28 protein-coding genes and 1 pseudogene are annotated in these 25,519 nt (G+C 71.7%); 14 read left to right on the plus strand and 15 right to left on the minus strand.

Annotated elements, in window-relative coordinates; translation table 11 throughout:
* Window positions 1-19: 19 nt before the first annotated feature.
* Complete coding sequence (locus ABZ342_RS21290; RefSeq protein ID WP_360475552.1) at window positions 20-748, plus strand: chitinase; 729 nt, start codon at window positions 20-22, stop codon at window positions 746-748.
* 57 nt (window positions 749-805) lie between these two features.
* Here ABZ342_RS21290 and ABZ342_RS21295 read toward each other — a convergent pair whose 3' ends face one another.
* Window positions 806-1,306: a MarR family transcriptional regulator gene (locus tag ABZ342_RS21295; RefSeq protein WP_360475555.1), complete on the minus strand. Its 501-nt coding sequence runs from the start codon at window positions 1,304-1,306 to the stop codon at window positions 806-808.
* 82 nt (window positions 1,307-1,388) lie between these two features.
* Here ABZ342_RS21295 and ABZ342_RS21300 point away from each other — a divergent pair, with 82 nt between their 5' ends.
* Entirely contained in the window at window positions 1,389-1,862 is a 474-nt protein-coding gene (locus ABZ342_RS21300) for a cupin domain-containing protein (protein WP_155548992.1), read from the plus strand.
* Here ABZ342_RS21300 and ABZ342_RS21305 read toward each other — a convergent pair.
* Window positions 1,859-2,665, minus strand: coding sequence for an exodeoxyribonuclease III (locus tag ABZ342_RS21305; protein WP_360475560.1), 807 nt, complete (start codon window positions 2,663-2,665; stop codon window positions 1,859-1,861). The two genes, ABZ342_RS21300 and ABZ342_RS21305, sit on opposite strands and share 4 nt — an antisense overlap.
* 35 nt (window positions 2,666-2,700) lie before the next feature.
* On the opposite strand from ABZ342_RS21305, the gene ABZ342_RS21310 reads away from it, so the two are divergent.
* Together ABZ342_RS21310 and ABZ342_RS21315 are read left to right on the plus strand one after the other, a co-directional pair.
* Entirely contained in the window at window positions 2,701-3,429 is a 729-nt protein-coding gene (locus ABZ342_RS21310; protein ID WP_360475563.1) for an MBL fold metallo-hydrolase, read from the plus strand.
* A 614-nt stretch (window positions 3,430-4,043) separates the two neighbouring features.
* Window positions 4,044-4,619 (plus strand): TetR/AcrR family transcriptional regulator, encoded by a 576-nt coding sequence (locus ABZ342_RS21315; protein ID WP_360475566.1) that lies wholly within the window; start codon window positions 4,044-4,046, stop codon window positions 4,617-4,619.
* Here the strand turns inward: ABZ342_RS21315 and ABZ342_RS21320 are convergent.
* The 4 genes and pseudogenes from ABZ342_RS21320 to ABZ342_RS21335 form a co-directional block, all read right to left on the minus strand.
* Window positions 4,594-5,013: a hypothetical protein gene (locus tag ABZ342_RS21320; RefSeq protein ID WP_360475569.1), complete on the minus strand. Its 420-nt coding sequence runs from the start codon at window positions 5,011-5,013 to the stop codon at window positions 4,594-4,596. The two genes, ABZ342_RS21315 and ABZ342_RS21320, sit on opposite strands and share 26 nt — an antisense overlap.
* Before the next feature lie 237 nt (window positions 5,014-5,250).
* Window positions 5,251-5,547, minus strand: coding sequence for an SH3 domain-containing protein (locus ABZ342_RS21325; RefSeq protein WP_155548987.1), 297 nt, complete (start codon window positions 5,545-5,547; stop codon window positions 5,251-5,253).
* A 182-nt stretch (window positions 5,548-5,729) separates the two neighbouring features.
* Window positions 5,730-6,122, minus strand: a pseudogene (locus tag ABZ342_RS21330) (isocitrate/isopropylmalate family dehydrogenase); the annotation flags it as partial.
* Complete coding sequence (locus ABZ342_RS21335; protein ID WP_360475572.1) at window positions 6,083-6,943, minus strand: LysR family transcriptional regulator; 861 nt, start codon at window positions 6,941-6,943, stop codon at window positions 6,083-6,085. The gene ABZ342_RS21335 and the pseudogene ABZ342_RS21330, both read right to left, overlap by 40 nt.
* Before the next feature lie 70 nt (window positions 6,944-7,013).
* Here ABZ342_RS21335 and ABZ342_RS21340 point away from each other — a divergent pair, with 70 nt between their 5' ends.
* Both ABZ342_RS21340 and ABZ342_RS21345 read left to right on the plus strand, forming a co-directional pair.
* Entirely contained in the window at window positions 7,014-7,982 is a 969-nt protein-coding gene (locus tag ABZ342_RS21340; RefSeq protein ID WP_360475575.1) for a putative sulfate exporter family transporter, read from the plus strand.
* Window positions 7,983-8,100: 118 nt separating this feature from the next.
* Window positions 8,101-9,585 carry a sialidase family protein gene (locus ABZ342_RS21345; protein WP_360475578.1) on the plus strand — a complete coding sequence of 495 codons (1,485 nt, stop codon included), beginning with the start codon at window positions 8,101-8,103 and terminating at the stop codon, window positions 9,583-9,585.
* Between the two features lie 86 nt (window positions 9,586-9,671).
* Here ABZ342_RS21345 and ABZ342_RS21350 read toward each other — a convergent pair whose 3' ends face one another.
* The gene (locus ABZ342_RS21350) at window positions 9,672-10,280 is read right to left on the minus strand and encodes an MmpS family transport accessory protein (RefSeq protein ID WP_360475581.1); all 609 of its coding nucleotides are present in this window, start codon (window positions 10,278-10,280) and stop codon (window positions 9,672-9,674) included.
* Between the two features lie 160 nt (window positions 10,281-10,440).
* On the opposite strand from ABZ342_RS21350, the gene ABZ342_RS21355 reads away from it, so the two are divergent.
* The 3 genes from ABZ342_RS21355 to ABZ342_RS21365 are packed head-to-tail and all read left to right on the plus strand — an operon-like array spanning window position 10,441 to window position 12,868.
* Window positions 10,441-11,640, plus strand: a complete 1,200-nt coding sequence (locus tag ABZ342_RS21355; protein WP_360475584.1) for a histidine kinase — start codon at window positions 10,441-10,443, stop codon at window positions 11,638-11,640.
* 9 nt (window positions 11,641-11,649) lie between these two features.
* Complete coding sequence (locus ABZ342_RS21360; protein ID WP_360475587.1) at window positions 11,650-12,309, plus strand: response regulator transcription factor; 660 nt, start codon at window positions 11,650-11,652, stop codon at window positions 12,307-12,309.
* 43 nt (window positions 12,310-12,352) lie between these two features.
* Window positions 12,353-12,868, plus strand: a complete 516-nt coding sequence (locus ABZ342_RS21365) for an STAS domain-containing protein (RefSeq protein ID WP_360475590.1) — start codon at window positions 12,353-12,355, stop codon at window positions 12,866-12,868.
* 4 nt (window positions 12,869-12,872) lie between these two features.
* Here ABZ342_RS21365 and ABZ342_RS21370 read toward each other — a convergent pair whose 3' ends face one another.
* The 3 genes from ABZ342_RS21370 to ABZ342_RS21380 all read right to left on the minus strand — a co-directional run bounded on the left by ABZ342_RS21370 (window position 12,873) and on the right by ABZ342_RS21380 (window position 16,005).
* On the minus strand, window positions 12,873-14,165 hold the full coding sequence (locus tag ABZ342_RS21370; protein ID WP_360475593.1) for an MFS transporter: 1,293 nt from the start codon (window positions 14,163-14,165) through the stop codon (window positions 12,873-12,875).
* 77 nt (window positions 14,166-14,242) lie between these two features.
* On the minus strand, window positions 14,243-14,749 hold the full coding sequence (locus ABZ342_RS21375) for a flavodoxin domain-containing protein (protein ID WP_155543498.1): 507 nt from the start codon (window positions 14,747-14,749) through the stop codon (window positions 14,243-14,245).
* A gap of 110 nt (window positions 14,750-14,859) precedes the next feature.
* Entirely contained in the window at window positions 14,860-16,005 is a 1,146-nt protein-coding gene (locus ABZ342_RS21380) for a nitric oxide synthase oxygenase (protein ID WP_360475764.1), read from the minus strand.
* A 438-nt stretch (window positions 16,006-16,443) separates the two neighbouring features.
* On the opposite strand from ABZ342_RS21380, the gene ABZ342_RS21385 reads away from it, so the two are divergent.
* Both ABZ342_RS21385 and ABZ342_RS21390 read left to right on the plus strand, forming a co-directional pair.
* Window positions 16,444-17,442 (plus strand): GTP-binding protein, encoded by a 999-nt coding sequence (locus tag ABZ342_RS21385; RefSeq protein ID WP_360475596.1) that lies wholly within the window; start codon window positions 16,444-16,446, stop codon window positions 17,440-17,442.
* Window positions 17,443-17,509: 67 nt separating this feature from the next.
* Window positions 17,510-17,791 carry a hypothetical protein gene (locus ABZ342_RS21390; protein WP_155543496.1) on the plus strand — a complete coding sequence of 94 codons (282 nt, stop codon included), beginning with the start codon at window positions 17,510-17,512 and terminating at the stop codon, window positions 17,789-17,791.
* Here the strand turns inward: ABZ342_RS21390 and ABZ342_RS21395 are convergent.
* The 3 genes from ABZ342_RS21395 to ABZ342_RS21405 are packed head-to-tail and all read right to left on the minus strand — an operon-like array spanning window position 17,764 to window position 20,343.
* Window positions 17,764-18,261 carry a GNAT family N-acetyltransferase gene (locus ABZ342_RS21395; protein WP_230862546.1) on the minus strand — a complete coding sequence of 166 codons (498 nt, stop codon included), beginning with the start codon at window positions 18,259-18,261 and terminating at the stop codon, window positions 17,764-17,766. The genes ABZ342_RS21390 and ABZ342_RS21395 overlap by 28 nt on opposite strands.
* Before the next feature lies 1 nt (window position 18,262).
* On the minus strand, window positions 18,263-19,267 hold the full coding sequence (gene ligD / locus ABZ342_RS21400) for a non-homologous end-joining DNA ligase (RefSeq protein ID WP_360475600.1): 1,005 nt from the start codon (window positions 19,265-19,267) through the stop codon (window positions 18,263-18,265).
* The gene (locus ABZ342_RS21405; RefSeq protein WP_360475603.1) at window positions 19,264-20,343 is read right to left on the minus strand and encodes an ATP-dependent DNA ligase; all 1,080 of its coding nucleotides are present in this window, start codon (window positions 20,341-20,343) and stop codon (window positions 19,264-19,266) included. Before ABZ342_RS21405 ends, ligD begins: the two co-directional genes overlap by 4 nt.
* Window positions 20,344-20,396: 53 nt before the next feature.
* Here ABZ342_RS21405 and ABZ342_RS21410 point away from each other — a divergent pair, with 53 nt between their 5' ends.
* Both ABZ342_RS21410 and ABZ342_RS21415 read left to right on the plus strand, forming a co-directional pair.
* The gene (locus ABZ342_RS21410) at window positions 20,397-20,903 is read left to right on the plus strand and encodes a DinB family protein (RefSeq protein ID WP_360475606.1); all 507 of its coding nucleotides are present in this window, start codon (window positions 20,397-20,399) and stop codon (window positions 20,901-20,903) included.
* Window positions 20,903-21,826, plus strand: coding sequence for a squalene cyclase (locus tag ABZ342_RS21415; protein WP_360475609.1), 924 nt, complete (start codon window positions 20,903-20,905; stop codon window positions 21,824-21,826). The genes ABZ342_RS21410 and ABZ342_RS21415 overlap by 1 nt, the downstream gene beginning before the upstream one ends.
* On the opposite strand, the gene ABZ342_RS21420 is transcribed toward ABZ342_RS21415, so the two are convergent.
* On the minus strand, window positions 21,823-22,983 hold the full coding sequence (locus ABZ342_RS21420) for a DUF1015 family protein (protein WP_360475611.1): 1,161 nt from the start codon (window positions 22,981-22,983) through the stop codon (window positions 21,823-21,825). The genes ABZ342_RS21415 and ABZ342_RS21420 overlap by 4 nt on opposite strands.
* Window positions 22,984-23,108: 125 nt before the next feature.
* Here ABZ342_RS21420 and ABZ342_RS21425 point away from each other — a divergent pair, with 125 nt between their 5' ends.
* Window positions 23,109-24,623, plus strand: coding sequence for an MDR family MFS transporter (locus tag ABZ342_RS21425; RefSeq protein WP_360475614.1), 1,515 nt, complete (start codon window positions 23,109-23,111; stop codon window positions 24,621-24,623).
* On the opposite strand, the gene ABZ342_RS21430 is transcribed toward ABZ342_RS21425, so the two are convergent.
* On the minus strand, window positions 24,620-25,501 hold the full coding sequence (locus tag ABZ342_RS21430; protein ID WP_360475617.1) for a TIGR03854 family LLM class F420-dependent oxidoreductase: 882 nt from the start codon (window positions 25,499-25,501) through the stop codon (window positions 24,620-24,622). The genes ABZ342_RS21425 and ABZ342_RS21430 overlap by 4 nt on opposite strands.
* Between the last annotated feature and the right edge of the window lie 18 nt (window positions 25,502-25,519).

Raw genomic sequence — 25,519 nt, forward strand, 5'->3', positions numbered from 1 at the left:
TGATCAAGAGGAGTCCCGAATGTCGTTCACCCGGTTCCTGAAGCGCACCGGAGTGGCGGTGAGCGCGCTCGCCGCGGCGGCGACCGCCGTCGTACTCCCGGCCACCACCGCGTCCGCGGCCGCGGACGCCTCCTTTGTGGTCAGCGAGGCCCAGTTCGACCAGATCTTCCCGAGCCGCAACAGCTTCTACACCTACAGCGGCCTCACCGACGCGCTGTCGGCCTACCCCGGCTTCGCCAACACCGGCGACGACACGGTGAAGAAGCAGGAAGCCGCGGCGTTCCTCGCCAACGTCAACCACGAAACCGGCGGCCTCGTCTACGTCGTCGAGCAGAACACCGCGAACTACCCGCACTACTGCGACACCAGCCAGTCCTACGGCTGCCCCGCCGGCCAGGCCGCGTACTACGGCCGCGGCCCGATCCAGCTCAGCTGGAACTTCAACTACAAGGCCGCGGGCGACGCCCTGGGCATCGACCTGCTGAACAACCCTTACCAGGTCGAGCAGGACGCGGCCGTCGCGTGGAAGACCGGCCTCTGGTACTGGAACACGCAGACCGGCCCGGGCACGATGACGCCGCACGACGCGATGGTCAACCAGCGCGGCTTCGGTGAGACCATCCGCAGCATCAACGGCTCCATCGAGTGCAACGGCGGCAACCCCACCCAGGTGCAGAGCCGGATCGACAAGTACACCCAGATCACCGGGATCCTCGGGGTCCCGACGGGCGGCAACCTGTCCTGCTGATCCGGGCGCGGCGAGAAGGGCCTTCCCGGCAGTGCGCCGGGGAGGCCCTTTTTGCGGTCAGGCCTGGGGATCGAGGTGACCGAGGAGCTTGCGCAGGACGTCGTCGAGCAGGCTCAGGTCCTTTCCGGACAGTCCGGAAAGGAGCTCGGAGACGTTCGCGGTGTGCTCGGTCATCGCGGCGTCGACGGCGTCGAAACCCTGGTCCGTCAAGCGGATCCGGAAGCTGCGGCGGTCGTTCGGGTCCAGCGCGCGCTCGACGAACCCCGCCTTCTCCAGGCGATCGAGGCGGCTCGTCATGCCGGCGCGGGACATCATCAGCGTCGCGGACAGCTCGGACGGGATCAGCGTGTAGGGCGGCCCGGACCGGCGCAACGCGGCCAGGACATCGAACTCCCCGCGTTGCAGGCCGAACTTGCCGAACACGCGCTCCTGGGCCGGGCCCAGCACGAGCGCGAGCCTGCCCATCCGGCCGGCCACGCCGATGGCGGTCAGGTCCAGGTCGGGGCGCTCGCGGTGCCAGGCCGACACGACGGCGTCGACGGCGTCTTCGTCACTCACCCGGACCACTCTATTCGACGCCAGCACTATTCGTCGCCTGATAGTTTGACAGCGAACTATCAGGCGTGGAACCATCCTCGGCATGACGACATTGCTGGTACGCCACGACGAAGCCGAGCAGCTCGGCTCGACCCCCGACACGATGACCCTGCTCGCGGACGTCTCGCAGACCGGCGGGCACCTGAGCACGAACCGCGCGTCCCTGGGCCGCGGGCGCGACGGCGCGACGCCGCACTTCCACACCTCATCGGCCGAGATGTTCTTCATGCTGGACGGCGAGCTGGAGGTCCTGAACGGCGAAGACGTCGTGACGGTGCGGACCGGCGACATGCTGTTCGTGCCGCCGCACACGACGCACGCCTTCGGCGCGAGCGAGCGTTCGGGCGCGGACGTGCTGATCGTGTTCACGCCCGGCGTCGAGCGCTTCGAGTACTTCCGGATGATCGACCGGATCCGGCGCGGCGAGGCGTCGCCGGCGGAGATCCTGGCGTCGCAGGACCGGTTCGACAACCACTTCGTGGACAGCGCGACCTGGCGCGCGGCCCGCGCGGCCTAGATGTCGTAGGTGGCGGTGACCGGCGCGTGGTCGGACCAGCGCTGGTCGTAGGCGGCGGCGCGTTCGACGACGACGTCGACGACCTTCTCGGCGAGGCCCGGGGTCGCGAGCTGGCAGTCGATGCGCCAGCCGGAGTCGTTGTCGAAGGCCTGGCCGCGGTAGGACCACCAGGTGTAGGGGCCGGGGCCTTCGGGGTCGAGGCGGCGCTGGACGTCGGCGAAGCCGGCCTCGGAGTAGACGCGGCCGAGCCAGGCGCGTTCCTCGGGGAGGAAGCCGGAGTTCTTGCGGTTGCCGCGCCAGTTCTTGAGGTCGACGGTGTCGTAGGCGATGTTCCAGTCCCCCACGACGACGACCTCGCGCCCGGCCGCGGCGGCCTTGGCCCGGAGCTCGACGAGGTAGGGCAGGAACGCGGCCATGAAGCGTTCCTTTTCGTCCTGGCGCTCGGTGCCGACGTCCCCGCTGGGGAGGTAGAGGCTCGCGACGACGACGTTCGGCAGGTGGACTTCGAGGTAGCGGCCGCTGTCCTCGAACTCCGGTTCGCCGAAGCCGATGCGGACCTCTTCGGGCTCCACGCGGCTGTAGACGGCGACGCCGTTGCGCCCCTTGACGGCCGAGGGGGCGTGCACCGCGAACCAGCCTTCGGGGTCGACGACCTCGGCGGGAAGCTGCTCGGCCGTGGCGCGCACCTCCTGACAGCAGACGACGTCGGCCTTCGTGGCGGCGAGCCACTCGACGAAGCCCTTTTTGGCGGCGGCGCGGAGGCCGTTGACGTTCACGGTGGAGACGGTCAGCACGAACTGCACGCTACCGGCCGGGCCGCTCTGCCAGACTGCCGGGCATGGGTGAGCTGACGGTGCTCGGCAGCTGCGGCGCGTTTCCGGAGCCCGGGCGGGCGTGCGCGGGATTCCTGTTGTCGCACAACGGATTCCGCATCGTCCTCGACCTCGGGTACGGCGCGGCGTCGCGCCTGTTCGCGCACGGGCTGCCCGACGCCGTCGTGGTGACGCACGAGCACCCCGACCACTGCGCGGACGTGAGCGCGCTCGGGCGAGCCTGGTACTACACGGCGTCGGCGACCGGCCGGTTGCCGTTGCACTGCACACCCGGCACGATCCGGCGCTTGGCGGCGATGGAGCCGCGGCCGCACCCGACGGAGCTGTTCGAGGTGCACGACCTCGGCGCGCCGGCCGACATCGGGCCGTTCCGCCTGACGACGTATCCGCTGCCGCACCACGTGCCGAACTTCGGCGTGCGCTTGACGGCGCCCGGGTTGACGGTGGCGTACACCGGCGACACGGGACCATCGCCGACGTTGGCCGACCTCGGCCGCGACGCGGATCTGGTCATCTGCGACGCCACTCTCCGCACCCCACCGGCGGAGGGAGAGCCCCGGTTCTTGATGACCGCGACCGAGGCGGGCCAGTGGGCGGCCGCCGCCGGAGCGCGGCGGTTGATGCTGACCCACTTCTGGCCCGGAACTGATCGCGGGGCCGCTGCCGAGGAGGCGCGCGCGGAGTTCGGTGGCGAGGTGCTGGTCGCGGAAGAGGGCCTGACGGTCGCGCTCTGACGCCCGCCCGGCTCGCCCCGCCCTGCTCCGCCACTCGCCCCCCGGCTCCTCCGCTCAGCCCGCCCGGCTCAGCCCGCACGACTCGGCCCCGCCTCAGCTGACTCGGCCCGCTTCGCCCCCAGCTCGCCTCGACCCAGCCCTTACAGCTCCGCTCGGCTCGCCCCCACTCGGCTCGGCCCTTGCAGCTCCGCTTGGTTCGCCCTCCACCCAGCTCAACTCGCCCCCCTCGGGTCGGGTCGGGTCGGGTCCGGCTCGGCTCGGCTCGGCTCGGCTCGGCTCGGCTCGGCTCGGCTCGGCTCGGAAGAGTCTCACCCTCGCGCTCCGACCCCCGTCCGAGCGCGGTCCCCAGGCTCCACTCCCCCGGCCCCGCCAAGCCGCACCGACCGAGCACTGCCGAGCACCCAAGCCCGCGGAACTCCCCCTGGAGACCCCGCGGACAACCGCACTCAGCCCGTGCCGCATTCAGTTGTCGCCCGTCCTCGGGCGGTGTCGCACCTCCTCTCACCTGCGTATTCAGCCTGATCAAGTTCTACCAGCCACCACCGACAAAAAACGCGCCTTGACGCACCAAGCTATTAGCATTAGCTTTAAAGCTATGCCAAGTAGCCAAACCGATGTCCCCTAGAGCGGGCCTGACCACCGCGACCGTGGTCGACCTGGCCCTCAAGATCGTCGACGAATCCGGACCCGAGGCCCTCACCCTCGCCAAAGTCGCCGACCGCGCGAACGTCGCCGCGCCTTCTCTCTACAAGCACGTCAAAAACGTCGCCGACCTGCGACGGCTCATCGACCTCCGAGTCGTCCAGGAGATGGCCGAAGCGCTGAGGACCGCCGCCACCGGACGGGAAGGCGCAGCGGCCGTACGCGCCCTTGCCGACGCCTACCGCGCCTACCTGCGGCGCCACCCGCACCGCACCCACGCGCTCGCCACCGCTCCCGACGAAACCGATACCGAGCTCAGCCGGGCCACGCACGCCGTTGCCGAGGTCGTCTTCGCCGTGCTCCGGCCGTTCGGCTTCGGCCACGTCCAGGCCGTGCACGCCACCCGCTGCATCCGCGCCGCCGCGCACGGCTTTGCCGGGCTGGAAGCGTCCGGGGGCTTCGGGCGGCCCGAAGACGTCGACCAGAGCTTCGAAGTCCTCAAAACCATGCTCGTCCAAGGCCTCACGAACTACGCGGAGAAACCATGAGCTTCATCGTCGCTGTCCTCCTCTTCACCGTCGGGCTCGGCGTGCTCGACGCCCGCTTCCCCTGGACGGAGGCCCGCAGATGATCGCCGGGCACTTCGGGCTCGCGGCCGCCGTCAAGGCGGGCCGGCCGGCCATTCCCGTGTGGACGCTCATGCTCGCCACCGCCTGGCTCGACGTCGTCTTCGTGCCGCTCTACCTCAGCGGCATCGAGACGGTCGACGGCGCGGGCTACGGCGGCGGCCTCATCCACGCCGACTACACGCACTCGCTCGTCGGCGCCCTTGTGCTCGCCGCCCTCTTCGGCGCGGTCGCCGCACACTGGCTCGGCCGCGAAGCCGGGCTCATCCTCGGCGGCGTCGTCTTCTCGCACTGGCTGCTCGACCTCGTCGTGCACCGCCCCGACCTGCCGATCCTGCCCGGCAACGCCGGCGACCTGCCCACGTTCGGCTTCGGGCTCTGGCGGCTGCCCGCGGTCTCGGCCGTCGTCGAACTGCTGATGCTCGCGATCGGCATCGGCCTCTACTGGCGCGCCGCCGCCAAACGCGACCCGAAGCGCGCTCGCACGCTGGGCCTGTCCGCCGCGGCGTTCGGCGTCGCCACCTCGCGCTGGACCTGCTCGGCGTGTGACGGCTCAGCAGGCGGACCCGGCGACCGGCGCGGTGAACGCGGCGGCGACCCACTTGTCGTCGGCCACCTTCCGGAAGCCGTTCTGCACGCCGGGCAACGCGTCGAACGAGGCGTCACGCAGGTACTTGCCGACGATCTTGGCGTTGCCGTCGGCGGTCTCGCGGGCGTTGAGGACGTCCGCGGTCACCGTCACCTTGCAGCCGGTGGCCGAAGCTCCCGAGGCCTGCTTGTCCGTGTTCATCACGTAGACGACGATGACCAGGACGATGGCGCCCAAGATGATCAGAGTCTTCTTCGACATGCCTTCCTCCAACCGCGTGCCCCGTCCCCCGCCAAGGGTAGGCAATCCTTTACCCGGACCGACAGCGCCGGACGCAGCAACCACCCGGAGGCGCCAATCCGGATCACCCGCCGGTGACGCACCGTGCACGAAAAGAACCCCCGCCCCGGCAAACCGGGACGGGGGTTCTTCACGAGACGAACTCAGCCCTGGGCGATCTTCTTCGCCAGGTTGTCGTCCAGCGTCGCGAGGAACTCCTCGGTCGTCTGGAACGGCTGGTCCTTGCTGATGAGCAGCGCGAGGTCCTTCGTCATCTGGCCGGCCTCGACCGTCTCGACGACGACCTGCTCCAGCTTGTTGGCGAAGCCGATGAGCTCCTGGTTGCCGTCCAGCTTGCCGCGGTGCTCGAGACCCCGGGTCCACGCGTAGATCGACGCGATCGGGTTCGTCGAGGTCGGCTTGCCCTGCTGGTGCTGGCGGTAGTGCCGGGTGACCGTGCCGTGCGCGGCCTCGGCCTCGACGGTCCGGCCGTCCGGCGTGCGCAGCACCGACGTCATCAGGCCGAGCGAGCCGAAGCCCTGCGCGACCGTGTCGGCCGCAGCACCCGGCCGAGCTCCACCCCGGCCACCGCGACCGGCACCAGCCGGCGGCCCGCCACCTCGCGCACCACGTCCAGCTCGCTGATCACCGCCGGCCCGGCCCCCGCGATCACCGCGTTCCGCACCGCCGACGCCGATCCCAGCTCCAGCAACGGCGTCACCACTCCCGCGCCGGCGCGGCGCAACGCCGCCTCGACCGTCTCGCGGGTCCCCGACCCCGGCTCCCGCACCACCAGCGGCGTCGCCGCCAGCTCGAACGCCGTCAGCGGACGGCGACGGCGCGCCCACGGGTGCCCGGCCGGCACCACCACGACGAGCCGGTCCGTCGCGACCCGCCGCGTGGACAGCCCCGGCCACGGCCCCGGCGACTCGACGAACCCCAGGTCGACCCGGCCGGCCGTGACGAGGTCGGCGACGTGCTCGGAGTTCACCACCTCGAGCCCGACGTAGGTGTCCGGCTCGATCCGCTTCACCTCGCCGATCCACGCGGGCACGAAGTGCTCGGCCAGCGTCATGCTCGCCGCGACCCGCAGCTTCGCGCCGCGCTGGGTGCGCAGGGCCTCCGCCCCCGTGCGCAGTCCGTCCACTTCGGTCAGCACGCGGTGCGCCCAGCCCGCGATCACCCGGCCGTCCGGGGTCAGCGCCGAGCCACGCCGGGTTCGGTCCACCAGGGACAGTCCCACTTGTCTCTCCAAAGTGGACAACCGCTTGCTCGCCGACGGCTGGGCGATGCCGAGTGCCCCGGCGGCCTGCCCGATGCTGCCGAGATCGTCGACGAGCACCAGCAGGCGCAGCGAGTCCAGGTCCGGTCCGGTCATAGCTTCAGTCTATGACCTACGCGTGAACCAACGGCTACCCGAACTCCCGGAGGAAGGCGACGCTGGCACCATGACACTGACGGCGGCGAAGACGTCCGGCCTCGCGATCACCGGGCTCGGCGTCGCCGCGGCCTACGCGCTGAGCTCGGTCTGGCCGGTCGCGGGCGCGCTGACCGTCGCCGTCGTGCTGGGCATCGTCACCGGCAGCACCCCGGTCCTCACCGAGGAGCACCGCAAGTCCGTCGCCCGGATCACGAAACGCCTGCTGCGCGCCGGTGTCGTCCTGCTCGGCCTGCAGCTCGCGATCCCCACCGTGCTCGCACTCGGCCCCGACACGCTCGCCGCGGTCGTGCTTACGGTCACCGTCACCTTCCTCGGCACGCTCGCCCTCGGCCGCCTGGTCCGCGTGCCCCGGGGCCTCGCCGTGCTGGTCGCCACCGGCTTCTCCATCTGCGGTGCCTCGGCGATCGCGGCGATGGAGGGCGTGGTTGAACGCGACGACGAGGACGTCGCGACCGCCGTCGCGCTCGTCACCTGCTACGGCAGCATCGCCCTCGGCGTCGTCCCCCTGCTCGCCCACGTCCTCGGCCTGGACGCGACCAGGACCGGCACCTGGGCCGGGATCTCGGTGCACGAGGTCGCGCAGGTCGTCGCGGCGGCCGGGCCGGCGGGCGCCGCCGCGGTCGCCGTCGCCATCGTGGTCAAGCTGAGCCGGGTCGTCCTGCTGGCGCCGGTGGTCGCGATCGTCGGCGCCACCGAACGCACCCGCCGCGGCGGGCACGCGCCGCTCGTGCCGCTGTTCGTCCTCGGGTTCCTCGCGATGGTCGCCGTCCGCAGCACCGGGCTCGTCCCGGCGTTCGCGCTCGACGTCGCCAAGACCGCCTCGACACTCCTGCTCGCCGGTGCCCTGTTCGGCCTCGGCTGCGCCGTCCGGCTCGGTCCGCTGCTGCGCGGTGGCGGACGGGCCCTGCTCCTGGGCCTCCTGTCCACGCTTCTCGTGCTGGGGACGGGGTTCGGCGCCCTGGCCGCGTTCACCTGACGTTTCCCTCCCGGCAACGTGTAAGTCGTTATACGCCGGGTTGTACGGGTCTTGTACGGGCCGCGTCGACGCTGTCGCCGAGACGTAGGACGTAGAACGAATCCGTAGGGAGAAACCCGTGAAGATCACCCGGATCGCCAGAGGCCTGCTGGCCGGGCTGCTGGGGTGCGCCGCCGTCGCCGTCCCGGCGGCCGTCGGCACCGCGACCGCGCAAGCCGACGTCGCCAGCACCTTGGTGTTCACCAAGAACACCGAGGGCCACGACTGCTACCGCATCCCCACGATCGTCAAGGCGAACGACGGCGCGCTGCTCGCGTTCGCCGAGGGCCGCAACGGCGGCGCCAGCGCCTGCGACGACCTCGGCGCCATCGATCTCGTCATGAAGCGCTCCACCGACGGCGGCAAGACGTGGAGCGCGCTGCAGCCCGTCATCAAGGCCAACGGGGACACCAAGGGCAACCCGGCCCCGATCGTCATCCCGGGCAGCAACCGGGTCGTGCTGCTCTCGACCATGCAGTGCTACACGAACCCCGACTGCGGCCGCGTGCCGCGCGTGTCCCTCAGCGAGGACAACGGGAAGACGTGGGGCGCGCCGCGCGTGCTGACCACCGAGCTCGGCTTCGCCGCGGCGCCGGGCTGGCTGGCGACCGGGCCGTCGCACGGGATCGTGCTCACCCGCGGCGCGCACAAGGGACGGCTCGTCGCCGGCATGAGCTATTCGAACATCGGGGCGCTGGTCTACAGCGACGACAACGGCTCCACCTGGCACCTCGGGGCCACCGACAAGCCCACCGCGAGCACCATGAACCCGCAGGAGATCAGCGTCACCGAGCTGGCCGACGGCCGGGTCTACGCCGCCGCGCGCAACCAGGCGAACGACGGCGACAAGTGCCTGCTGGACGGCACGCACAACCGGGCGTACGCGATCAGCTCGGACGGCGGCGCGACCTTCAGCACCAAGTTCTCCTTCGCCACCGACCTCGTCGCCCCGACCGTGGAGGGGTCGACGGCCCGGATGAGCGCCACCGACACCGGCGGCAAGTACGACCGGATCGTCTTCGCCGCACCGTCCACTTGCGACCGTCGCAAGGAACTGCGGGTCCACTCCTCGTTCGACGAGGGCGCCAACTGGACCGGCACCGCCGGCAGCCTGCTCGTCTGGGGCCAGGACGCGGCCTACTCGGACATGGTGCAGCTGTCGCAGTCGTCGGTCGGCGTGCTGTTCGAAGCGGGCCCGGAGTCCCACGCCAACGACACGATCCGCTACGCCACGGTCACCGAAGCCGCCCTCGGCGCCCCGGCCTGCGGTGGCGGCTACAGCGTGATCGACCAGCAGCCGCTGGGCACGGCGGGCACGGCGTACCTGTCCTACAACGCCGCCAACGGCAAGAACTGCGTCAGCACGATGAAGAGCGCGTCGGCGGGCGCCGCCACGCAGACCTCCGCCTTCCTCGAGGTGCAAGGCTCCGCACGGGCCACGGACTCCGGCGCCTTCTCCTACTTCGCCGGTCCGGTCTCGGCCGCCGCGGCGGACAAGTGCGTCAAGTGGGGCGGTTCCGCCGGCGGGGTCGCCTACGAAAGCGGCTTCGAACACTGCAGCTGACCCGAGAGGGTGGGACCCGCCCCCTGGCCGGGTCCCACCCTCTCCCCCGTGCCGCCCGGCCCCCTCGACCGGGCGGCACGGAGGTTTCAGAAGCCGGTGCAGCTGGCGACCGCGGCAGGACCGGACGCGGTCGCCGTCTTCGTCTGCTTGCCGTCGACGACGACCTTGCACGTGATCGAGCCACCGTCGGGTCCGGTGGTCGCGGTGAACTGGGCGCCTTCGAGGAACCCCGTCGCCTCGACGGTCTTCGTCCACGGCACCGGCACCGACGGCTCGGTGTCGATCAGGATGGTGTGCTGGTCGAACGTGCTGTAGACGACGGTGGCCGACGGCGCGTCCCCGCTCACCTCGTAGACGACCGTGTGGTGCTGGGTGGCCTGGTCGTTCACGTCGCCGATGGCCTTGCCGATCACCACCACCCACAGGATGCTCACCACGAGCCCGAGGATCGAGACGATGACGCCGGCGATCGAGAGTCCCTTGTTGGTGGCCTTCCCGGCCCGCACCCGGGCGACGCCGACCGCCGACAGGATCAGGCCGAGCACCACGAGCGGCCAGGCGACGACCCCGACGAACGGGATCGGCGAGAACACCAGCCCGACGAGGCCGAGGACGAAACCCGCCGTGCCGACGCCGTTGCGCGGCGGAGCGGCCGGCGGGGCCGGGTACTGCTGGAGCGGGGTGTGGTCGGTCATCGGGGTTTCCTTTCGCCTGTGCTGACGGCGAGTGAGGTAACCAGCGTCGCGGCCGTCCGCGCGTCATCCGCGGGCCTCGATGCGCCTACGACGAAAGTCGTCATCGCGAACCCCGTGAACCGGCGGAACGGAGGAAGGGGACGCCCGTACTCTTCTGCCCATGGGACGGTCCGTGCTGGGGGTGGTGTGCACCGTGCTCGCGGTCGCCGCGAGCGTGGTGACCGGGATCGTGAACGTGTCGCTGGAGGTCAGCGTGGCCGGCAGCGACGACGTCCACCCGACGGTGGGTGCGCTCCTCGGCTGGTTCCTCGGGATCGGCGCGGCGATCATGCTCGTCTGGCGGCACCGCTGGCCGCTGGTCGTCACCGGGATCGCGATCGTGCCGCCGCTGCTGCTGCGCGCGGACTCGCTGGCCGCGCTGATCGCCCTCGCCGCGCTGGCGACGTACTTCACCGGCTGGTGGCGCTGGAGCGCGGCGACCCTCGTGTTCGCCGCGACCGGGCTCGCGGTGTGGCGCGACGTCGGCCGGGACGCGGAGCTGTCGCTGTCCGAGGCCTGGATCTCGACGGAGACGGCCGGCGCCATGCTGACCGGGATCATCCTCACCGCGGCCGTGTACACGGCGGTCCCGCTGACCCTCGGGATCGTCCGCCACAGCATGGCCGAGACGCGGCGGCGCGGCGCCGAGCAGGCGGCCCTGCGCGACCAGGTCGCGCGCCGCGAGGAGCAGGCGCGGATCGCCCGCGAGATGCACGACGTCCTGGGCCACCGGCTGTCGCTGCTCTCGCTGCAGGCGGGCGCGCTCGAGGTCACCAGCGGCACCGCCCCGGACACGGCGGAGGCGGCCAAGACCGTGCGGACCACCGCCCGGCAGTCGCTCGACGACCTGCGCCAGGTGATCGGCGTGCTGCGGGGTCCGGGCTTGGCCGACCGGCCCGCCGGCGGGCCCGCGGCGCCGCCCCAGCCGACCCTCGCCGACCTCCCGGACCTGGTCACCGGCGCCCGGCAGGCCGGGCTCGCCGTCAACCTCACCGTCCTGCTCGACCAGGCCGGCTCGGCGCCGGCCCCGCTCGGCACGGCCGCCTACCGGATCCTCCAGGAGGCGCTCACCAACGTCCTGCGGCACGCGCCGGGCGCGCCCGCGGAGGTGTCGGTGCGCGGCGCCCCGGGCGCCGGGCTGCTGATCGAGGTGGCCAACGCGCTGCCGCCGCAGCCGGTGCCCTCGCCCGGGTCCGGCACCGGGCTCACCGGCGTCAACGAGCGGATCTGGCTGCTCGGCGGCACCCTCGCCGCGGGTCCGGTGGACGAGCGGACGTTCGTGCTGCGGGCCTCGCTGCCGTGGGTGCCGACCGCGCCCTAGCATGGGCGGGTGAGCGTGCGCGTACTGCTCGTCGACGACGATCCGCTGGTCCGCACCGGACTGTCGATGATCCTCGGCAGCACCCCCGATCTGGAAGTCGTCGCGCAGGCGGGTGACGGCGACGAAGCCGTGCAGCAGGTCGCGCGGTACGCCCCGGACGTCGTGGTCATGGACATCCGGATGCGCCGGATGAACGGCCTCGCCGCGACGGCGGCGGTGCTCGCCCAACCGCGGGCGCCGAAGGTGCTGATCCTGACGACGTTCGACCTCGACGAGTACGTCTTCGAAGCGCTCGCGGCCGGTGCCAGCGGATTCCTGCTCAAGGAAGGCTCGCCGCAGGAGATCATCGAGGCCGTCCGGGTGGTCGCGAACGGCGACGCGATGCTGTCGCCACGCACGACGAAGCAGCTGATCGGCCAGTTCGTGGCCGCGCGCGCCAACCCGCGGCGGGCCCGCGCCCAGACGAAGCTGGACCTGCTCAGCAACCGCGAACGCGAGGTCGTGACGGCGGTCGCCCAGGGCAAGCCGAACGCCGACATCGCGGCGGAGCTGTTCTTGAGCGAAGCGACGGTCAAAACGCACATCACCCGGACGTTCGCCAAGCTCGACGTGAGCAACCGCGTGCAGTTGACGATCTTCGCCTACGAAGCGGGTCTCGTCACACCCTGACCGCGGCTGTTGCGCCCGGGGCCCCGCGAGCGATGTAACCGGTATGACCTGGCGCGAAGACGACGCACGGCACCGCGAGGTGCTGGCGGCGTTGCGCGCGTGGGCGCGGGAAATCGACGCTGTGCCCTACCCGCCCGGCCTGGACATCGACGCGCTGATGGCCCGCCATTTCGAGAGCCGGCGCGAAGAGCCGGTGATGGAGCTGGTGGTGACGACGACCGCCCCCGTCAGCGTCCTGGCCGTCGGCGGCGAGCTCGACCTGACCGGCAGCCGCCGGCTGCGCTCCCGGCTCACCGAGGAGATCGGCCTGGCGCCGCGGGCCCTCGTCCTCGACCTGACCGGCGCGGCCCACTGCTCCGCCCGAGGACTGGCGGTGCTGCTCGAAGCGACCGGGGACGCCCGCGCGGCCGGCGTCCCGTTCGCGATCGTCGGGTGCGTGCCGGTGGTGCGCCGGGCGATCGACGCGCTGGGACTGGGCGACGCGCTGCAGTTGCACGCCACGACGGCCGACGCGGTCGAGTGGCTCGATCTCCTGGACCGGCTCAAGACGCTCCGCTGACGACCTACTTCGAGCCCGCCGGTGCCGTCGCCACCGCCGACTCGCCGAACCGGATTCCCTTGGCCTCCTTGCCGATCGCGGTGAGGACGGCGACCGCGATCAGCCCGGGCACCACTGTCCACACGAGAGCGGAGCTGTACCCGTGCGACTCCGCGATCGCCTGCTGGATCGGCAGGTTCAGCGCCGCGAGCAGGTTGCCCAGCTGGTAGGTCACGCCCGGGTAGAAGCCGCGGATGGCGTCCGGCGACATCTCCGTCAGGTGCGCGGGGATGACGCCCCACGCGCCCTGCACCATGATCTGCATCAGGAACGAACCCAGCGCCAGCATCCCGGCGCCGTGGTCGAACGCGAAGATCGGGATCACCGGCAGGCCGAGCACCGCGGCCGTCACGATGGTCCGGCGGCGGCCCAGCCGTTCCGACAGGGTGCCGAACGTCAGGCCGCCGATGATCGCGCCGACGTTGTAGAGCACCGCGATCCACGTGCTCGTCGTCGCGCTGAGGCCGGCCCCGCCGTTGTCGTGGGCCTTGAGGAAGCTCGGGTAGACGTCCTGGGTGCCGTGGCTCATCCAGTTGAACGCCGTCATCAGCAGGATGAGGTAGCCGAACCGGCGGATCACCTTCGGGTTCAGCAGCACGTCCTTGACCGACGTCCGCGTCACCCGCAGCTTCTCCCGCGTGCTCTCCCAGACCTCCGACTCGCGGACCCGCGAGCGGATCAGCAGGGTGATCAGCGCCGGGAAGATGCTCAGCACGAAGATCCAGCGCCACTCGAGCTCGAGGGCCGAGTGGAACAGCAGGTAGGCGAGCGCGGCGAGCAGGTACCCGATCGAGTAGCCGACCTGCAGCAGGCCGGAGAAGAACCCGCGGCGCGCCACCGGGATCTTCTCCATCGCGAGCGCAGCGCCGAGACCCCACTCGCCGCCCATGCCGACGCCGTAGACGAACCGCAGGATCAGCAGGACGGTGAAGTTCGGGGCGAACGCGCACAGCAGGCCGGCCAGCGAATACAGGAGGACGTCGGCGATCAGCGGGATCCGCCGCCCGACCCGGTCGGCCCAGAGACCGAACAGCAGGGCCCCGACCGGGCGCATCACCAGGGTCGCCGTGGTGATGAACGCCAGCTGCGTCGCGGTCGCGCCGAACGACTTGTCCTTGGCGATGTCGGCGAGGACGAACACGACGAGGAAGTAGTCGAACGAGTCCATGCTCCAGCCGAGCAGCGCCGCGAGGAACGCGTTGCGCTGATCGGATGTAAGCGCTTTCTTCCCTGTCCCGGGTGCCGCCTGATCCGTCACGTTTGCCCCGTCCCGTCGGTTCTTCACCGGAAGAGCTCAGAGCTGGTCTAGCACCCACCGACGGGCGCGGGCAAGAGTCAGAGCGCGACGCGCGTGCGGACGCGGCGGCCGACGTCGCGGGCCCACGCCTTGATCCGGTCCCAGTCGCGGAAGTCGCCCGCGCGCTGCCCCGACGCCATCAGCCGCGGGATCAGGCCGCGCACGGTCGCCGGGTCGAGCCGGCCGCCGAAGGTGGCGGTGCGCTCCGCGTCGATGCTCGCGGCGAGCAGCGCCACGTTCGCCGGCAGGCTGACCTGCTGGCCGGCCGCGCCCGGGCCGCACGGTCCGCTGTGGAACAGCCACACCGGGCGCTCCGAGAGCGCCCGGGCGTTGCGTTCCAGCAACCGCACGGCTTCGGGCCGCCACCGGTGGTAGTACAGCGCACTGCCGACGACGACCGCGGCGTAGTGGCCGACGTGCGCGACGTCGGCGGCATCGCGCACGTCCACGCTCAGGCCGGCTTCGCCGAGCTCGGCGGCGATGACCTCGGCGATCTGCCGGGTTCCGCCGTGACGCCCGGCGTAGGCGACGAGGACTGCGGTCATGCGTCCCATTGTCGGCCTTGTCGCGCCGTGGTGCGGCACGGGCCGGGCACGATCCGCCATACGGGCGCTCTCACGTTGCTCTCCGTGGTCTCCGGCCCTCCCCGGGTGACTCAGTCCGGTGAGAGGAACGCCGGTCGCTCGTCGGGATCCGGCGGGTCGTAGTACCGGTGGAAGACCGGGGTCTGGCCGCCCGACAGCGGCGGGACGATCCAGCTCCAGTCGGCCGGGCACCGGCGGCCGGAACGTTCCTCGCGGTCGAGGTGGTTCAGGAACCGGCGCGACTCGGTGTGGTGGTCGGCCATCGTCACCTCGGCCGCGTCGAACGAGTGCTGCACGGCGAGCGTCAGCTCGACCAGTGCCCGGTCGCGCCACAGCGTCCGCTCGGACGCGGTGTCGAGGCCCATCAGCTCGGCGATGACCGGCAGCAGGTCGTAGCGCTGCTCGTCGGCCAGGTTCCGGGCGCCGATCTCGGAGCCGAGGTACCAGCCGTTGAACGGCGCGGCGGGATAGGTGACACCGCCGATCTCCAGGGGCATGTTGCTGATGGCCGGCACCGCGTGCCAGCGCAGCCCGAGCCCGGCGAACCAGCGGTGGTCGGGGTGGGTCAGCGGGACCTCCAGGACGGCGTCCGCGGGCAGCGTGAACAGCCGCGGGTCGCCGGGGGCCGCCTCGATCACCAGCGGGAGGACGTCGAACGAGCCTCTTCGCTCCGGTGGCCGCCACCCGAGTCCGCGCACCTGCTCGGTGAACTCCGCGTAGCGCGGGTCGCCGAGCACCGAACCGTCCTCGAGGCGGTACCCGGCGTACCGGATCAGCTGTTCGTTGTGGATGCGCGGCCCCGGCGCGGCGGGCGTGTCCGGGGCGAACACCGTGATGGTCGGCCGGATCCGCCCGCCGCGGGTGGCCTGGCGGAGGTGGGCGACGCATTCGCCGGCGATCGCGGCGGGGTCGGTCACCCGGCGCCGGTCGCGGATCCGCAGGCTGTGCCAGTACAACCGGCCGATGCAGCGGGCGGAGTTGCGCCACGCGACGCGCGCGCCGTAGGCCAGCTCGGCCGCGGTGTGCCGGTAGGTGCCCGTTTCGGCGATTTCCGCGCGGACCTCCGCCAACCGGGTCTCGAAGCGGTCGCCTTCTTCGGCGGCGCCTTCGGCGAACATCCGGTCCAGGAATTCCTCCGCTTCCGCAGAATTGACACTGCACCCATCGGAGATCTGCTCCTCCGAGACCCGCTGGTAGATCGGCAGCACCGGCGTCACCCGCTCGGGTGTAACCGTCACGCTGTCACCCCACTCTCCGAAATCGTGATCTGCATCCCGACGGAAAGGTTCACCGTTCCTCCGATGGTCGCCGGCAACGGGCCTGGCCGGAAGTCACTGCCACAGCAGCACCTCCGGCCAGGCCGGGGAGAGTACCCGACGTTCCCGCGAACGCAATCCACCGGACGTGAACGACGACCCGGCGCCTCCGCGATTTCCGCTCCCGCCAGCGGAAACGCCGCAAAAATAACTGTCACCAAGCGTTATCCGGACATGTCTCTGCGCATTCTTCGTCAATCGATCACAGTGGACGGTAAGCCTTTAGTGATCCTTTCTCGACGATTCCTGTTCGTCTTTTCGAGGGTATTCGGCGAACGGCCTACTCGGGCGGTGCTCCCCCGTGTATCGACGCGCCCGCGCGCGACGTAGAGTCGATTCGTGCGCAAGATCCCCGTGGTCCTCGTCGCCGGGTTCCTCGGCGCGGGCAAGACGACGTTGCTCAACCACCTGCTCGCCAACCGCGAGGGCGCCCGGGTCGGCGTCGTCGTCAACGACTTCGGCAGCGTGAACGTCGACGCGCTGGCCGTCGCCGGCCAGGTCGACACGATGGTCTCGCTCGGCAACGGCTGCCTGTGCTGCGCGGTCGACGCCGCCGGGCTCGACGCCATGCTGGGGCGGCTTTCCTCGGCCGAGGCGGGGATCGACGTCATCGTCGTCGAGGCCAGTGGCATCGCCGAGCCGCGCGACCTGATCCGGCTGATGATCGCCAGCGAGAACCCGGACATCCGCTACGGCGGGCTCGCGGAGGTCGTGGACGCCGCCGAGTTCGAGGCCGCGCGCGAGCGGCACCCCGAACTGGCCGACCACCTGCGGCTGGCCGACCTGGTGGTGCTGAACAAGGCCGACCGGGTGTCCGCCGGGGCGCTGGCCAAGGTCACCGCGACGGTCGAGGAGCTGGCGCCGGGCCGCCCGCTGCTGGTCACCTCGCACGGGCGCGTCGACCCGAAGCTGTTCTTCGACCCCGAGCCCCGTGGCGAGCGCCTCGGCCAGCTGTCGTTCGACGACCTGCGCGAGGACGACCACTCGGAACACCTGCACGCGCGCTACGAAACGGTGACGTTCACGGCCGGGACGCCGCTCGCGCCGAAGGCGTTCGTCGAGTTCCTCGAGCGACGGCCGGCCGGGCTCTACCGGATGAAGGGCCAGGCGGACTTCGCCGCCGGCGAACGCTTCCGGTTGCACACCGTGGGCGGCTTCGTGCAGCTCGAGCGGTCGGCGTGGCCGGACGGCGCGCCGCGGCGCACGGAGCTGGTGCTGATCGGCGCGGGTCTCGACACCGACGCGGTGCTGGCCGACCTGGACCGGTGCGTCGCCCCGGACCCGTCGGCGCTCGACGAGCGCGGGCTGATGTACATCACCCGGTACCTGCCGGACTGACCGCCCGCCACGCCGAGGATCGGCAAATGCGGGAGGGTTCCGCCGGGCGCGACGGAGACTGGCGGCCATGACGACCACCGCGGTGAGCGCACCACGCTGGTACCTGGTCGGCGTGCTGCCCGAAGAGGTGCCGCTGGCCCACGTGATGACCCGCTCCGGCGACCTCCGCTACCGCCGTTCGGCGTGCGGCGAGAAGGAGTCCCGCAGCTGGAAGCCGGTGGACCTGACGACGTCGGAGATCGCGCCCTGCCCGGCGTGCGTGCGGACGCTTCCGGCGCCGCCGGCGGGTGTCCGGCTCGCGCCGGCCGGCGACGATCTCGGTCAGCTGTCCCTGGACCTCGACGTCTGACCGCCTGCCTCGCGACGTTCTTCCGGGCGCAGCACCTTCTCGTAGCAAACCGACTCGGGATCGGCTTCGTGCGGCGGGAAGTTCGGCACCCGCCGGTACCCGGCCCGTTCGTACAGCCGCATCGCCGCCGGCTGCCGCACGCCCGTCTCCAGCCGCAGCCGCACTCCCCCGCCACTGCGGGCCAGCCGTTCGGACTCCGCGATCAGCGCGCTCGACACCCCGGTCCCCCGCGCGTCCGGGGCGACGAACATCCGTTTCAGCTCGTACAAGCCCGGCGAGATCGGCTCCACCGCGCAGCACCCGATCGCCCGTGCGCCGTCGCGGGCCAGCAGGTAGCGGCTCGCCGGGTCCAGCGGCCGCGGGCGCGCGTCCGGGGGCAGGTCGTAGACCACGACCAGCTCGGCCGTCATCGCCGTCATCAGCGCCAGCAGGAACCCGTCGTCGGCCGGGCATTCGGCGACGGTCGCCACCTCACGCCTTCTTCGCCCGGCTGGGCGCGACCCGGGGCGGCTCGTTCGGCATCTTCGGGTACACCGGCGGCCACGGCGCGTCCATCAGCCCGTTCTTCATGTCCGCTTCGGACATTTCCAGCAGCGGCGCGATCGACTGCGGCCGCTCCCCCGCCCCGGCCCACGGATCGCCGCGCTCGGCGACGCGCGCCGGCACCGTGGTCAACGTGAACGCGTCGGGCTCGACGCCGTCCAGCTCGTCCCACCCGATCGGCGTGGACACCTGGCCGCCGACCCGCGGCCGCACGCACCAGGTGCCGAACACGGTCTTGTGCGGCGCGTTCTGGTTGAAGTCGACGAACACGCGCGAGCCGCGTTCTTCCTTCCACCACTGCGCGGTGATCTTCTCCGGGTGCCGCCGCTCCAGGGCCCGCGCCAGCGCGACCGCCGCGGCTCGCACCTGGAAGCTGTCCCAGCGCGGCTCGAGCATCACGTACAGGTGCAACCCTCGCGAACCCGACGTCTTCAGGTGGCCTTCGATGCCGTGCTCGGCCAGGAAGTCCCTGGTCAGGAGGGCGGCCTCGCGCAGGTCGTCGAAGCCGATGCCGGGCGACGGGTCGAGGTCGACGCGCAGCTCGTCGGTGACCTCGGGCGTGTCGGCGAGGTACGGCCAGACGTGGAAGCCGAGGCAGCCCAGGTTCACCGCCCACAGGATGTGGGCCAGGTCCTTGGCGACCAGCGCGTCGCTCGTCGTGCCGTTCGGCGTCGAGACGACGGTGGTGGTCAGCCACGGCGGTGCGCCCTTCGGGACGCGCTTCTGGAACCAGTTCTTGCTGCCCGCACCGTCCGGGTAGCGCTCCAGCAGCAGCGGGCGGCCGCCGAGCCGGGCCAGCAGCGGCCCGGAGACCGCCCGGTAGTACTCGACGAGGTCCCGCTTCGTCTGGCCCCGCTCCGGGAAGTAGACCTTGTCCGGGCTGCTGATCTTGACCTCGACGCCGTCGACGTCGAGCAGCATCGCCTCGCTCATCTCGCCTCCCCGAACAGCTTCGCGAGCTCGGCGGGCGGCGCCTCGTCGAGCTGGGCGTACGTGCACGACTCCGGGGTGCGGTCGGGCCGGAACCGGACCAGCCGCCCGCCGTGGCGGAACCGGCCGCCCTGCAGGTGCTCGTAGCGGACCTCGGCCACCCACTCGGGGCGCAGCGCCTCCCAGGAGAGGTCCTTCTGCGGCGCCCAGCGGCTGTTCGCGCCCGGTTGCCTGCCGGGTTCGGGCTCGTATTCGGCCCACTTCCGCCACGGGTGGTTCTCCAGGGCGTTCTCGCGCAGCGGCGCCAGCTCCTCGACCAGCTCGGCCCGCCGCGCCTTGGTGAAGCTGCTGGCCACGCCGACGTGGTGCAGCACGCCTTCGTCGTCGAACAGGCCGAGCAGCAGCGAGCCGACGCCGGCGCCGTCCTTGTGCCAGCGGAACCCGGTGACGACGCAGTCGGCCGTGCGCTCGTGCTTGACCTTGAGCATCACGCGCTTGTCCTGCTCGTACGGCAGGTCGGCGGGCTTGGCCATGACGCCGTCGAAGCCCGCGCCCTCGAACCGGGTGAACCAGTCTTCGGCCTGCGCGGGGTCGTCGCTGAGCGGGGTCAGGTGGACGCGCTGCAGGCCTTCGACGTTACTGGCGAGGACGTTCTCCAGCTGCTTGCGCCGCTCGCGGAACGGCTCCCCGGTGAGGTCGGTGTCGCCCAGGGCGAGCAGGTCGAACGCGATGAAGCTGGCCGGGGTCTCCTCGGCCAGCTTGCGCACGCGCGAGGCCGCCGGGTGCAGCCGCAGCTGCAGCACCTCGAAGTCGAGCCCCTGGGGCGTGACCAGCACGATCTCGCCGTCCACCACGCAGCGGGGCGGCAGCGCGGCGGCCAGCAGCTCCACCAGCTCCGGGAAGTAGCGGGTCAGCGGGCGGTCGTTGCGGGAGCCGAGCTCGATCTCGTCGCCGTCGCGGAAGACGACGCAGCGGAAGCCGTCCCACTTGGGCTCGTAGAGCAGCCCCGGGTCACGAGGCACCTCGTGCACGGCTTTCGCGAGCATCGGCCGCACGGGCGGCATGACGGGCAAGTCCACCGCGTGAGCTTAAAACACCGGTACGACATTTCCAGGCGTGATACACACTGTCGGTGACCACCGAACGCCCTGAACCGCCCCTGGTCGGGGGCGAGCGCGAAATGCTGCGCACGTTCCTCGACTTCCACCGCGCCACCCTCGCCATGAAGTGCGACGGACTGTCCGACGAGGACCTCCGCCGGGCGTCGAGCCCGCCGTCCACGCTGACCTTGCTCGGCCTGGTCAAGCACATGGCCGAGGTCGAGCGCACCTGGTTCCGGCGGGTGATCAACGCCGAGGACATCCCGCTGCGGTGGTCGGCCGAGGGCGACTTCCAGGCCGCCTACGACGCGAGCACCTCGACGCGCGCGGAGGCGTTCGAAGCGTGGCAGGCCGAAGTGGAGCAATCCCGCAAGATCGAAGAGGCCGCCGAGTCCCTGGACGTCACGGGACACCAGGCGCGCTGGGGCGAGGACGTCTCGCTGCGGCTGGTGATGCTGCACATGATCCACGAGTACGCGCGGCACAACGGCCACGCCGACTTCCTGCGCGAAGCCATCGACGGCGTCACGGGGGCCTGATGGACGTGCTCGCCTGGCTGCGCGACTCCGACCCGGCCCTGCGCTGGCAGGTGGAGCGGGACCTGGCGGGCGAGCCGCCGTCCGTCTGGGAGGCGACGCGGGCCCGGGTCGCCACGGAGGGGTTCGGCGCGCGGTTGCTGGCACTGCAGGACCCCGACGGCCAGTGGGCGGGCGGCGCGTTCTTCCCGGCCGGCTTCCAGGGCGGCGAGGCCCAGCCCTGGACGGCGACGACGTGGACGTTGAACTCGTTGCGCGAGTGGGGACTGGACGCGTCGGCGCTGCGGGGAACGGCGGCAAAGCTGGCCGAGAACAGCCGGTGGGAGTACGAAGACCTGCCTTATTGGGACGGCGAGGTCGACTGCTGCATCAACGCCTGGACGCTGGCGAACGGCGTCTGGCTCGGCGCGGACGTCTCGGGAATCGCCGACTGGTTCGTCGCGCACCGGCTGCCGGACGGCGGCTGGAACTGCGAGTGGGTCGAGGGGTCGACGCGCTCGTCGGTCCACTCGACACTCAACACGCTGAAGGGCCTGCTCGCGTTCGAAACCGCAACGGGAGGCACAGCTGACACCCGCGCGGCGCGGCTGTCGGGCGAGGAGTACCTGCTGGAGCGCAGGCTGTTCCGGCGGCTTTCGACGGGCGAGCCGATCGCGCCGTGGGTGAGCGAGTTCTCGTACCCGATCCGGTGGTACTACGACGTGCTCAACGCGGCTTCGTACTTCCGCGACGCGAACCGGCCCGACCCGCGGCTGGCGGAGGCGATGGAGCTGATCCACGCGGCGCGGACACCGGACGGGACGTGGCTGCAGACCGAGCGCCACACCGGCCGGGTGTGGTTCGAGGTGGACGTCCCGCCGGGCGAGCCGTCGAAGTGGCTGACGCTGCTGGCGACCCGGGTCCTGAACTGGTGGGACGCGCGCTAGAGCTCCGCCAGCACCAGCCCGCTGCGCGGCTTCGGCGTGAAGTACGTCGCCTTCCGCGGCATCCGCCGCCCGGCCGCGTGCACCGCGAGCACATCCGCGTACCGCACCGGCGCGAGCAGGACCACCGCGTCCGCGTCCGCCGGCACCGGACGGCCCGCGGGCAACGGCAGCACGCACGGCCCGTCCGGATCCACCCCGAGCGCCTCGGCGAACAACACCCGTTCGACGATCTCGTGGTCGATCACCGGCTCCGGCCCGGCCCCCTTCGGGAGCGGGATCCGCAGCACCGCCGGGCCGGCGCGGACCACCACTTCGCCCGTGACCGGCACCGCGTGCTCCTCGTACCGGACGTCGAGGCCGGCCGCGCACCAGCGGGACACCAGGTCCTTCGGCCCGAGCCCGGTGCCCGTCAGGACCCGGTTGATCGCGCCGATCCGCAGCTGCGGGCCCGCCGTGACCAGGGCCAGCAGCGCACCGTGGCCGGCCGCCGACGCCGCGGCCACCCGGTGGTTGCCGTCGGCGACCAGCAGCTCGGCGGCGGCCACCGCGGCCAGCAGCCGGTTCTGCAGCGGGCCCGCCGGCACCACCCACAGCTCGTGCCGCCGCCCGGCCGCATCCGTTGTGGACAGATCGGGCAGGCCGAGGCCGGCGCAGGCCCGTTCGACCTGCTCGGTCAGCAGGTCGCCGCCGGACGCCGGGACGAGCATCGCCGCGCTGGTCGCGCAGCCCAGCCCGGCCAGCACGGCCGCGCGCTCGGCCACGACGTCGGCGTAGACGTCCTCGGTGTGCCGGACGCGCGCGGCGCCGTCGTCGGTCACCGCCGCCGGGTCGACCAGGCACAGCAGGCCCAGCGCCACGCCGTCCGGCCCCTCGATCCGGTAGGGCGCGACGATCTCGCGCACCGGCCGGTAGAACCGCTTGCGGAGCCGTTCGAGCACGGCCCGCGCGACCGGGACGGCGGCGGTCAGGTCGAGCCCGCGCGCGAGCGCCGCGGGCGTACGGGCCGGGTGCTGCACGGCCAGCAGGCTGTCCGCGGCGCCGGGCGCGGCCAGTGCCGCGACCACGCGGTCGGGTTCGGCGAACTCGTCGACGTCGGGGCCGGGCACCGCGTCGCGGACCACCCACCCCTGGCCGATCGGCCGGATCCAGTCGCTCATCCGACCCATCTTCCGGGATGCGCACTGTGACGGAAATTCGCTGGGGTGCGGCGTCCCCGGATGGAATGCTTAGGAGTGCAAAGTAGTTGACCCCGATCATGACCTCCCCGAGGAGCAGCCCGCCGATGACGAGCACCCCCGCCACCAGCGTGAAGGGGGTCGGTTTCCGGTCGGAGCGCGGCCCGGTGCTGATCGCGGTCATGTTGAGCACCGCCCTGGTCGCCCTGGACAGCACGATCATCGCGACCGCCGTGCCGTCCGTGGTGCGCGACCTCGGCGGGTTTTCGCAGTTCCCGTGGCTGTTCTCGGTCTACCTGCTCACCCAGGCGGTCACCGTCCCGCTCTACGGCAAGTTCGCCGACGTCCTCGGCCGCCGCCCGGTGATGTTCTTCGGCATCGCGGCGTTCCTGGTCGGCTCGGTCCTGTGCGGAGCCGCGTGGAGCATGCCGGTGCTGATCGCGGCGCGCGCGGTGCAGGGCATCGGCGCGGGCGCGATCCAGCCGATGTCGATGACGGTGATCGGCGACCTCTACACGGTGGAGGAACGCGCGCGGGTGCAGGGCTACGTCGCGAGCGTCTGGGGCATCGCGTCGGTGGTCGGCCCGACACTCGGCGGCGTGTTCGCGGAGTACCTGGACTGGCGGTGGATCTTCTTCATCAACCTGCCGCTGGGCGCGATCGCGGCGCTGATGCTGTGGCGCAACTTCGCCGAGCGGGTGGAGCGCAAGCCGCACAAGGTCGACTACACGGGCGCGGCGCTGCTGACGGTCAGCTGCTCGCTGGTGATCCTGGGCCTGCTCGAAGGCGGCGTCGCGTGGGCGTGGGGCTCGGTGCCGAGCGTGGCGATCTTCGTCACGGGCGCGGTGCTGCTCGTGGCGTTCGTGCTGGTGGAGAAGCGCGCGGCCGAGCCGGTGCTGCCGCTGTGGGTGTTCACCCGCCGGATCCTGGTGGGCGGCAACCTGCTGGCGGTGGTGGTCGGCGCGGTCCTGATGGGGCTGACGTCGTACCTGCCGACGTACGCCCAGGGCGTCCTCGGCGCGGGCGCGCTGGTCGCCGGGTTCGCGGTGGCCGCGTTGACGGTCGGCTGGCCGATCTCGGCGTCCCTGGCGGGCAAGATCTACCTGAAGATCGGCTTCCGCGACACCGCGCTGATCGGCACGGTCTTCGTGGTCGGCGGCGCGGTGCTGGTGGCGACGCTGGACGCGTCGTCGTCGATCTGGTCGGCGGCGCTGGCGGCATTCGTCCTGGGGCTGGGTCTCGGCCTGACGTCGAGCCCGACGCTGGTGGCGGTCCAGTCGGTGGTGGGCTGGGACCGCCGGGGCGTGGTGACGGCGACGAACCTGTTCAGCAGGTCGCTGGGCAGCGCGGTGGGAGCGGCGGTCTTCGGCGCGATCGCGAACGCGACGCTGGCTTCGCGGTTCGCCTCACCACCGGCGGAGGTGGCGGGCAAGCTCCCGCCTTCGGTGGACGCGACGAGCTTGGTCCTGGGCGGACATGCGGACTCCCCGGTAGCGACGTTCGTCCGGGGGGCTTTGGCGGAGGCCACGCACTACGTGTTCGTCGGGTTGCTGGTGGTGGCGGGGGTTTCCGTCGTGGCGCTGCTGCTCATGCCGCGGAAGGCGGAGCAGCTGGAGTTCTAGTTCTGCAGCGGCACCAGCTCGGCCTGGAACTTCTCGAGGAACCCGTCGAAATCCCCGTGCCCGGGCCGGATCACGAACTTCGACAGCCCCGCCTCGATGTACTGCTCCACCAGCCGCCGGGCCTCGGGCCAGCTCGTCGCCACGAGGTCCGTCAGCGGAACGCCGGGACTGCGCCGGGCCGCCATCTCGGCCAGACCCGAAGGCACGCCGCGATCCGCCACCACCAGGCTCAACCCGAAGTGGTCCTCCTCGATCTCCCGCCCCGCTTCGGCCGCGGCGGCCTGGATCGCGACCACGGCCTCACGAGCCTGCGACGGCGTGTGGAAACTCCCCAGCCACCCGTCGGCCAGCCGTCCCGTCCGACGCAAGGCCGCCGGGGCCGAGCCGCCGAGCCACACGTCCAGCCGCTTCGCCGGGCGCGGCCCCAGTGACACATCGGAAACCTCGAAGAACTCACCGGAGAACGACACTAAGTCCTCCTCCAGCAGCCGCCGCAGCAACACGAGCGACTCGTCGAACACCGCCGCCCGGCGACCGGCCGGCACCGGGAACAGGTCGTGCTCCGCGGCGCGCGCCGGGCGTAGGCCGAACACCGGCAGCACCCGCTTGGGCGCCAACCCGGCCAGCGTCAGCAGCTGCTTCGCCACCAGCACCGGGTGCCGCCCCGGGAGGATCGCGACGCCGGTGCCGACCTTGAGCTTCGACGTCCGGGCCAGCGCGTGCGTCATGCCGATCATCGGGTCGACCTCGGGCGAGTACACCAGCTCGGACAGCCACAGCGAGTCGACGCCGGCGCTCTCGAGCCGTTCCGCGAGCCCGGCGAACTCCGCCGGCCCGGTCCCCGCCGCCGGTGCGACACCCAGCCTGATCTTCAGCACGCTCTGCTCAACCCTGCT

This window comes from Amycolatopsis sp. NPDC005961, assembly GCF_040629235.1.
Classification (GTDB): domain Bacteria; phylum Actinomycetota; class Actinomycetes; order Mycobacteriales; family Pseudonocardiaceae; genus Amycolatopsis; species Amycolatopsis camponoti.

Coding starts and splice junctions, on each gene's coding strand:
- ABZ342_RS21310 (WP_360475563.1), top strand. CDS start 2,701: ATGGGTGAGCTGACGGTGCTCGGCAGCTGCGGCGCGTTTCCGGAGCCC.
- ABZ342_RS21290 (WP_360475552.1), top strand. CDS start 20: ATGTCGTTCACCCGGTTCCTGAAGCGCACCGGAGTGGCGGTGAGCGCG.
- ABZ342_RS21415 (WP_360475609.1), top strand. CDS start 20,903: ATGGACGTGCTCGCCTGGCTGCGCGACTCCGACCCGGCCCTGCGCTGG.
- ligD (WP_360475600.1), bottom strand. CDS start 19,267: ATGAGCGAGGCGATGCTGCTCGACGTCGACGGCGTCGAGGTCAAGATC.
- ABZ342_RS21365 (WP_360475590.1), top strand. CDS start 12,353: ATGACCTGGCGCGAAGACGACGCACGGCACCGCGAGGTGCTGGCGGCG.
- ABZ342_RS21335 (WP_360475572.1), bottom strand. CDS start 6,943: ATGACCGGACCGGACCTGGACTCGCTGCGCCTGCTGGTGCTCGTCGAC.
- ABZ342_RS21340 (WP_360475575.1), top strand. CDS start 7,014: ATGACACTGACGGCGGCGAAGACGTCCGGCCTCGCGATCACCGGGCTC.
- ABZ342_RS21355 (WP_360475584.1), top strand. CDS start 10,441: ATGGGACGGTCCGTGCTGGGGGTGGTGTGCACCGTGCTCGCGGTCGCC.
- ABZ342_RS21390 (WP_155543496.1), top strand. CDS start 17,510: ATGACGACCACCGCGGTGAGCGCACCACGCTGGTACCTGGTCGGCGTG.
- ABZ342_RS21425 (WP_360475614.1), top strand. CDS start 23,109: ATGACGAGCACCCCCGCCACCAGCGTGAAGGGGGTCGGTTTCCGGTCG.
- ABZ342_RS21325 (WP_155548987.1), bottom strand. CDS start 5,547: ATGTCGAAGAAGACTCTGATCATCTTGGGCGCCATCGTCCTGGTCATC.
- ABZ342_RS21300 (WP_155548992.1), top strand. CDS start 1,389: ATGACGACATTGCTGGTACGCCACGACGAAGCCGAGCAGCTCGGCTCG.
- ABZ342_RS21375 (WP_155543498.1), bottom strand. CDS start 14,749: ATGACCGCAGTCCTCGTCGCCTACGCCGGGCGTCACGGCGGAACCCGG.
- ABZ342_RS21315 (WP_360475566.1), top strand. CDS start 4,044: ATGTCCCCTAGAGCGGGCCTGACCACCGCGACCGTGGTCGACCTGGCC.
- ABZ342_RS21420 (WP_360475611.1), bottom strand. CDS start 22,983: ATGAGCGACTGGATCCGGCCGATCGGCCAGGGGTGGGTGGTCCGCGAC.
- ABZ342_RS21350 (WP_360475581.1), bottom strand. CDS start 10,280: ATGACCGACCACACCCCGCTCCAGCAGTACCCGGCCCCGCCGGCCGCT.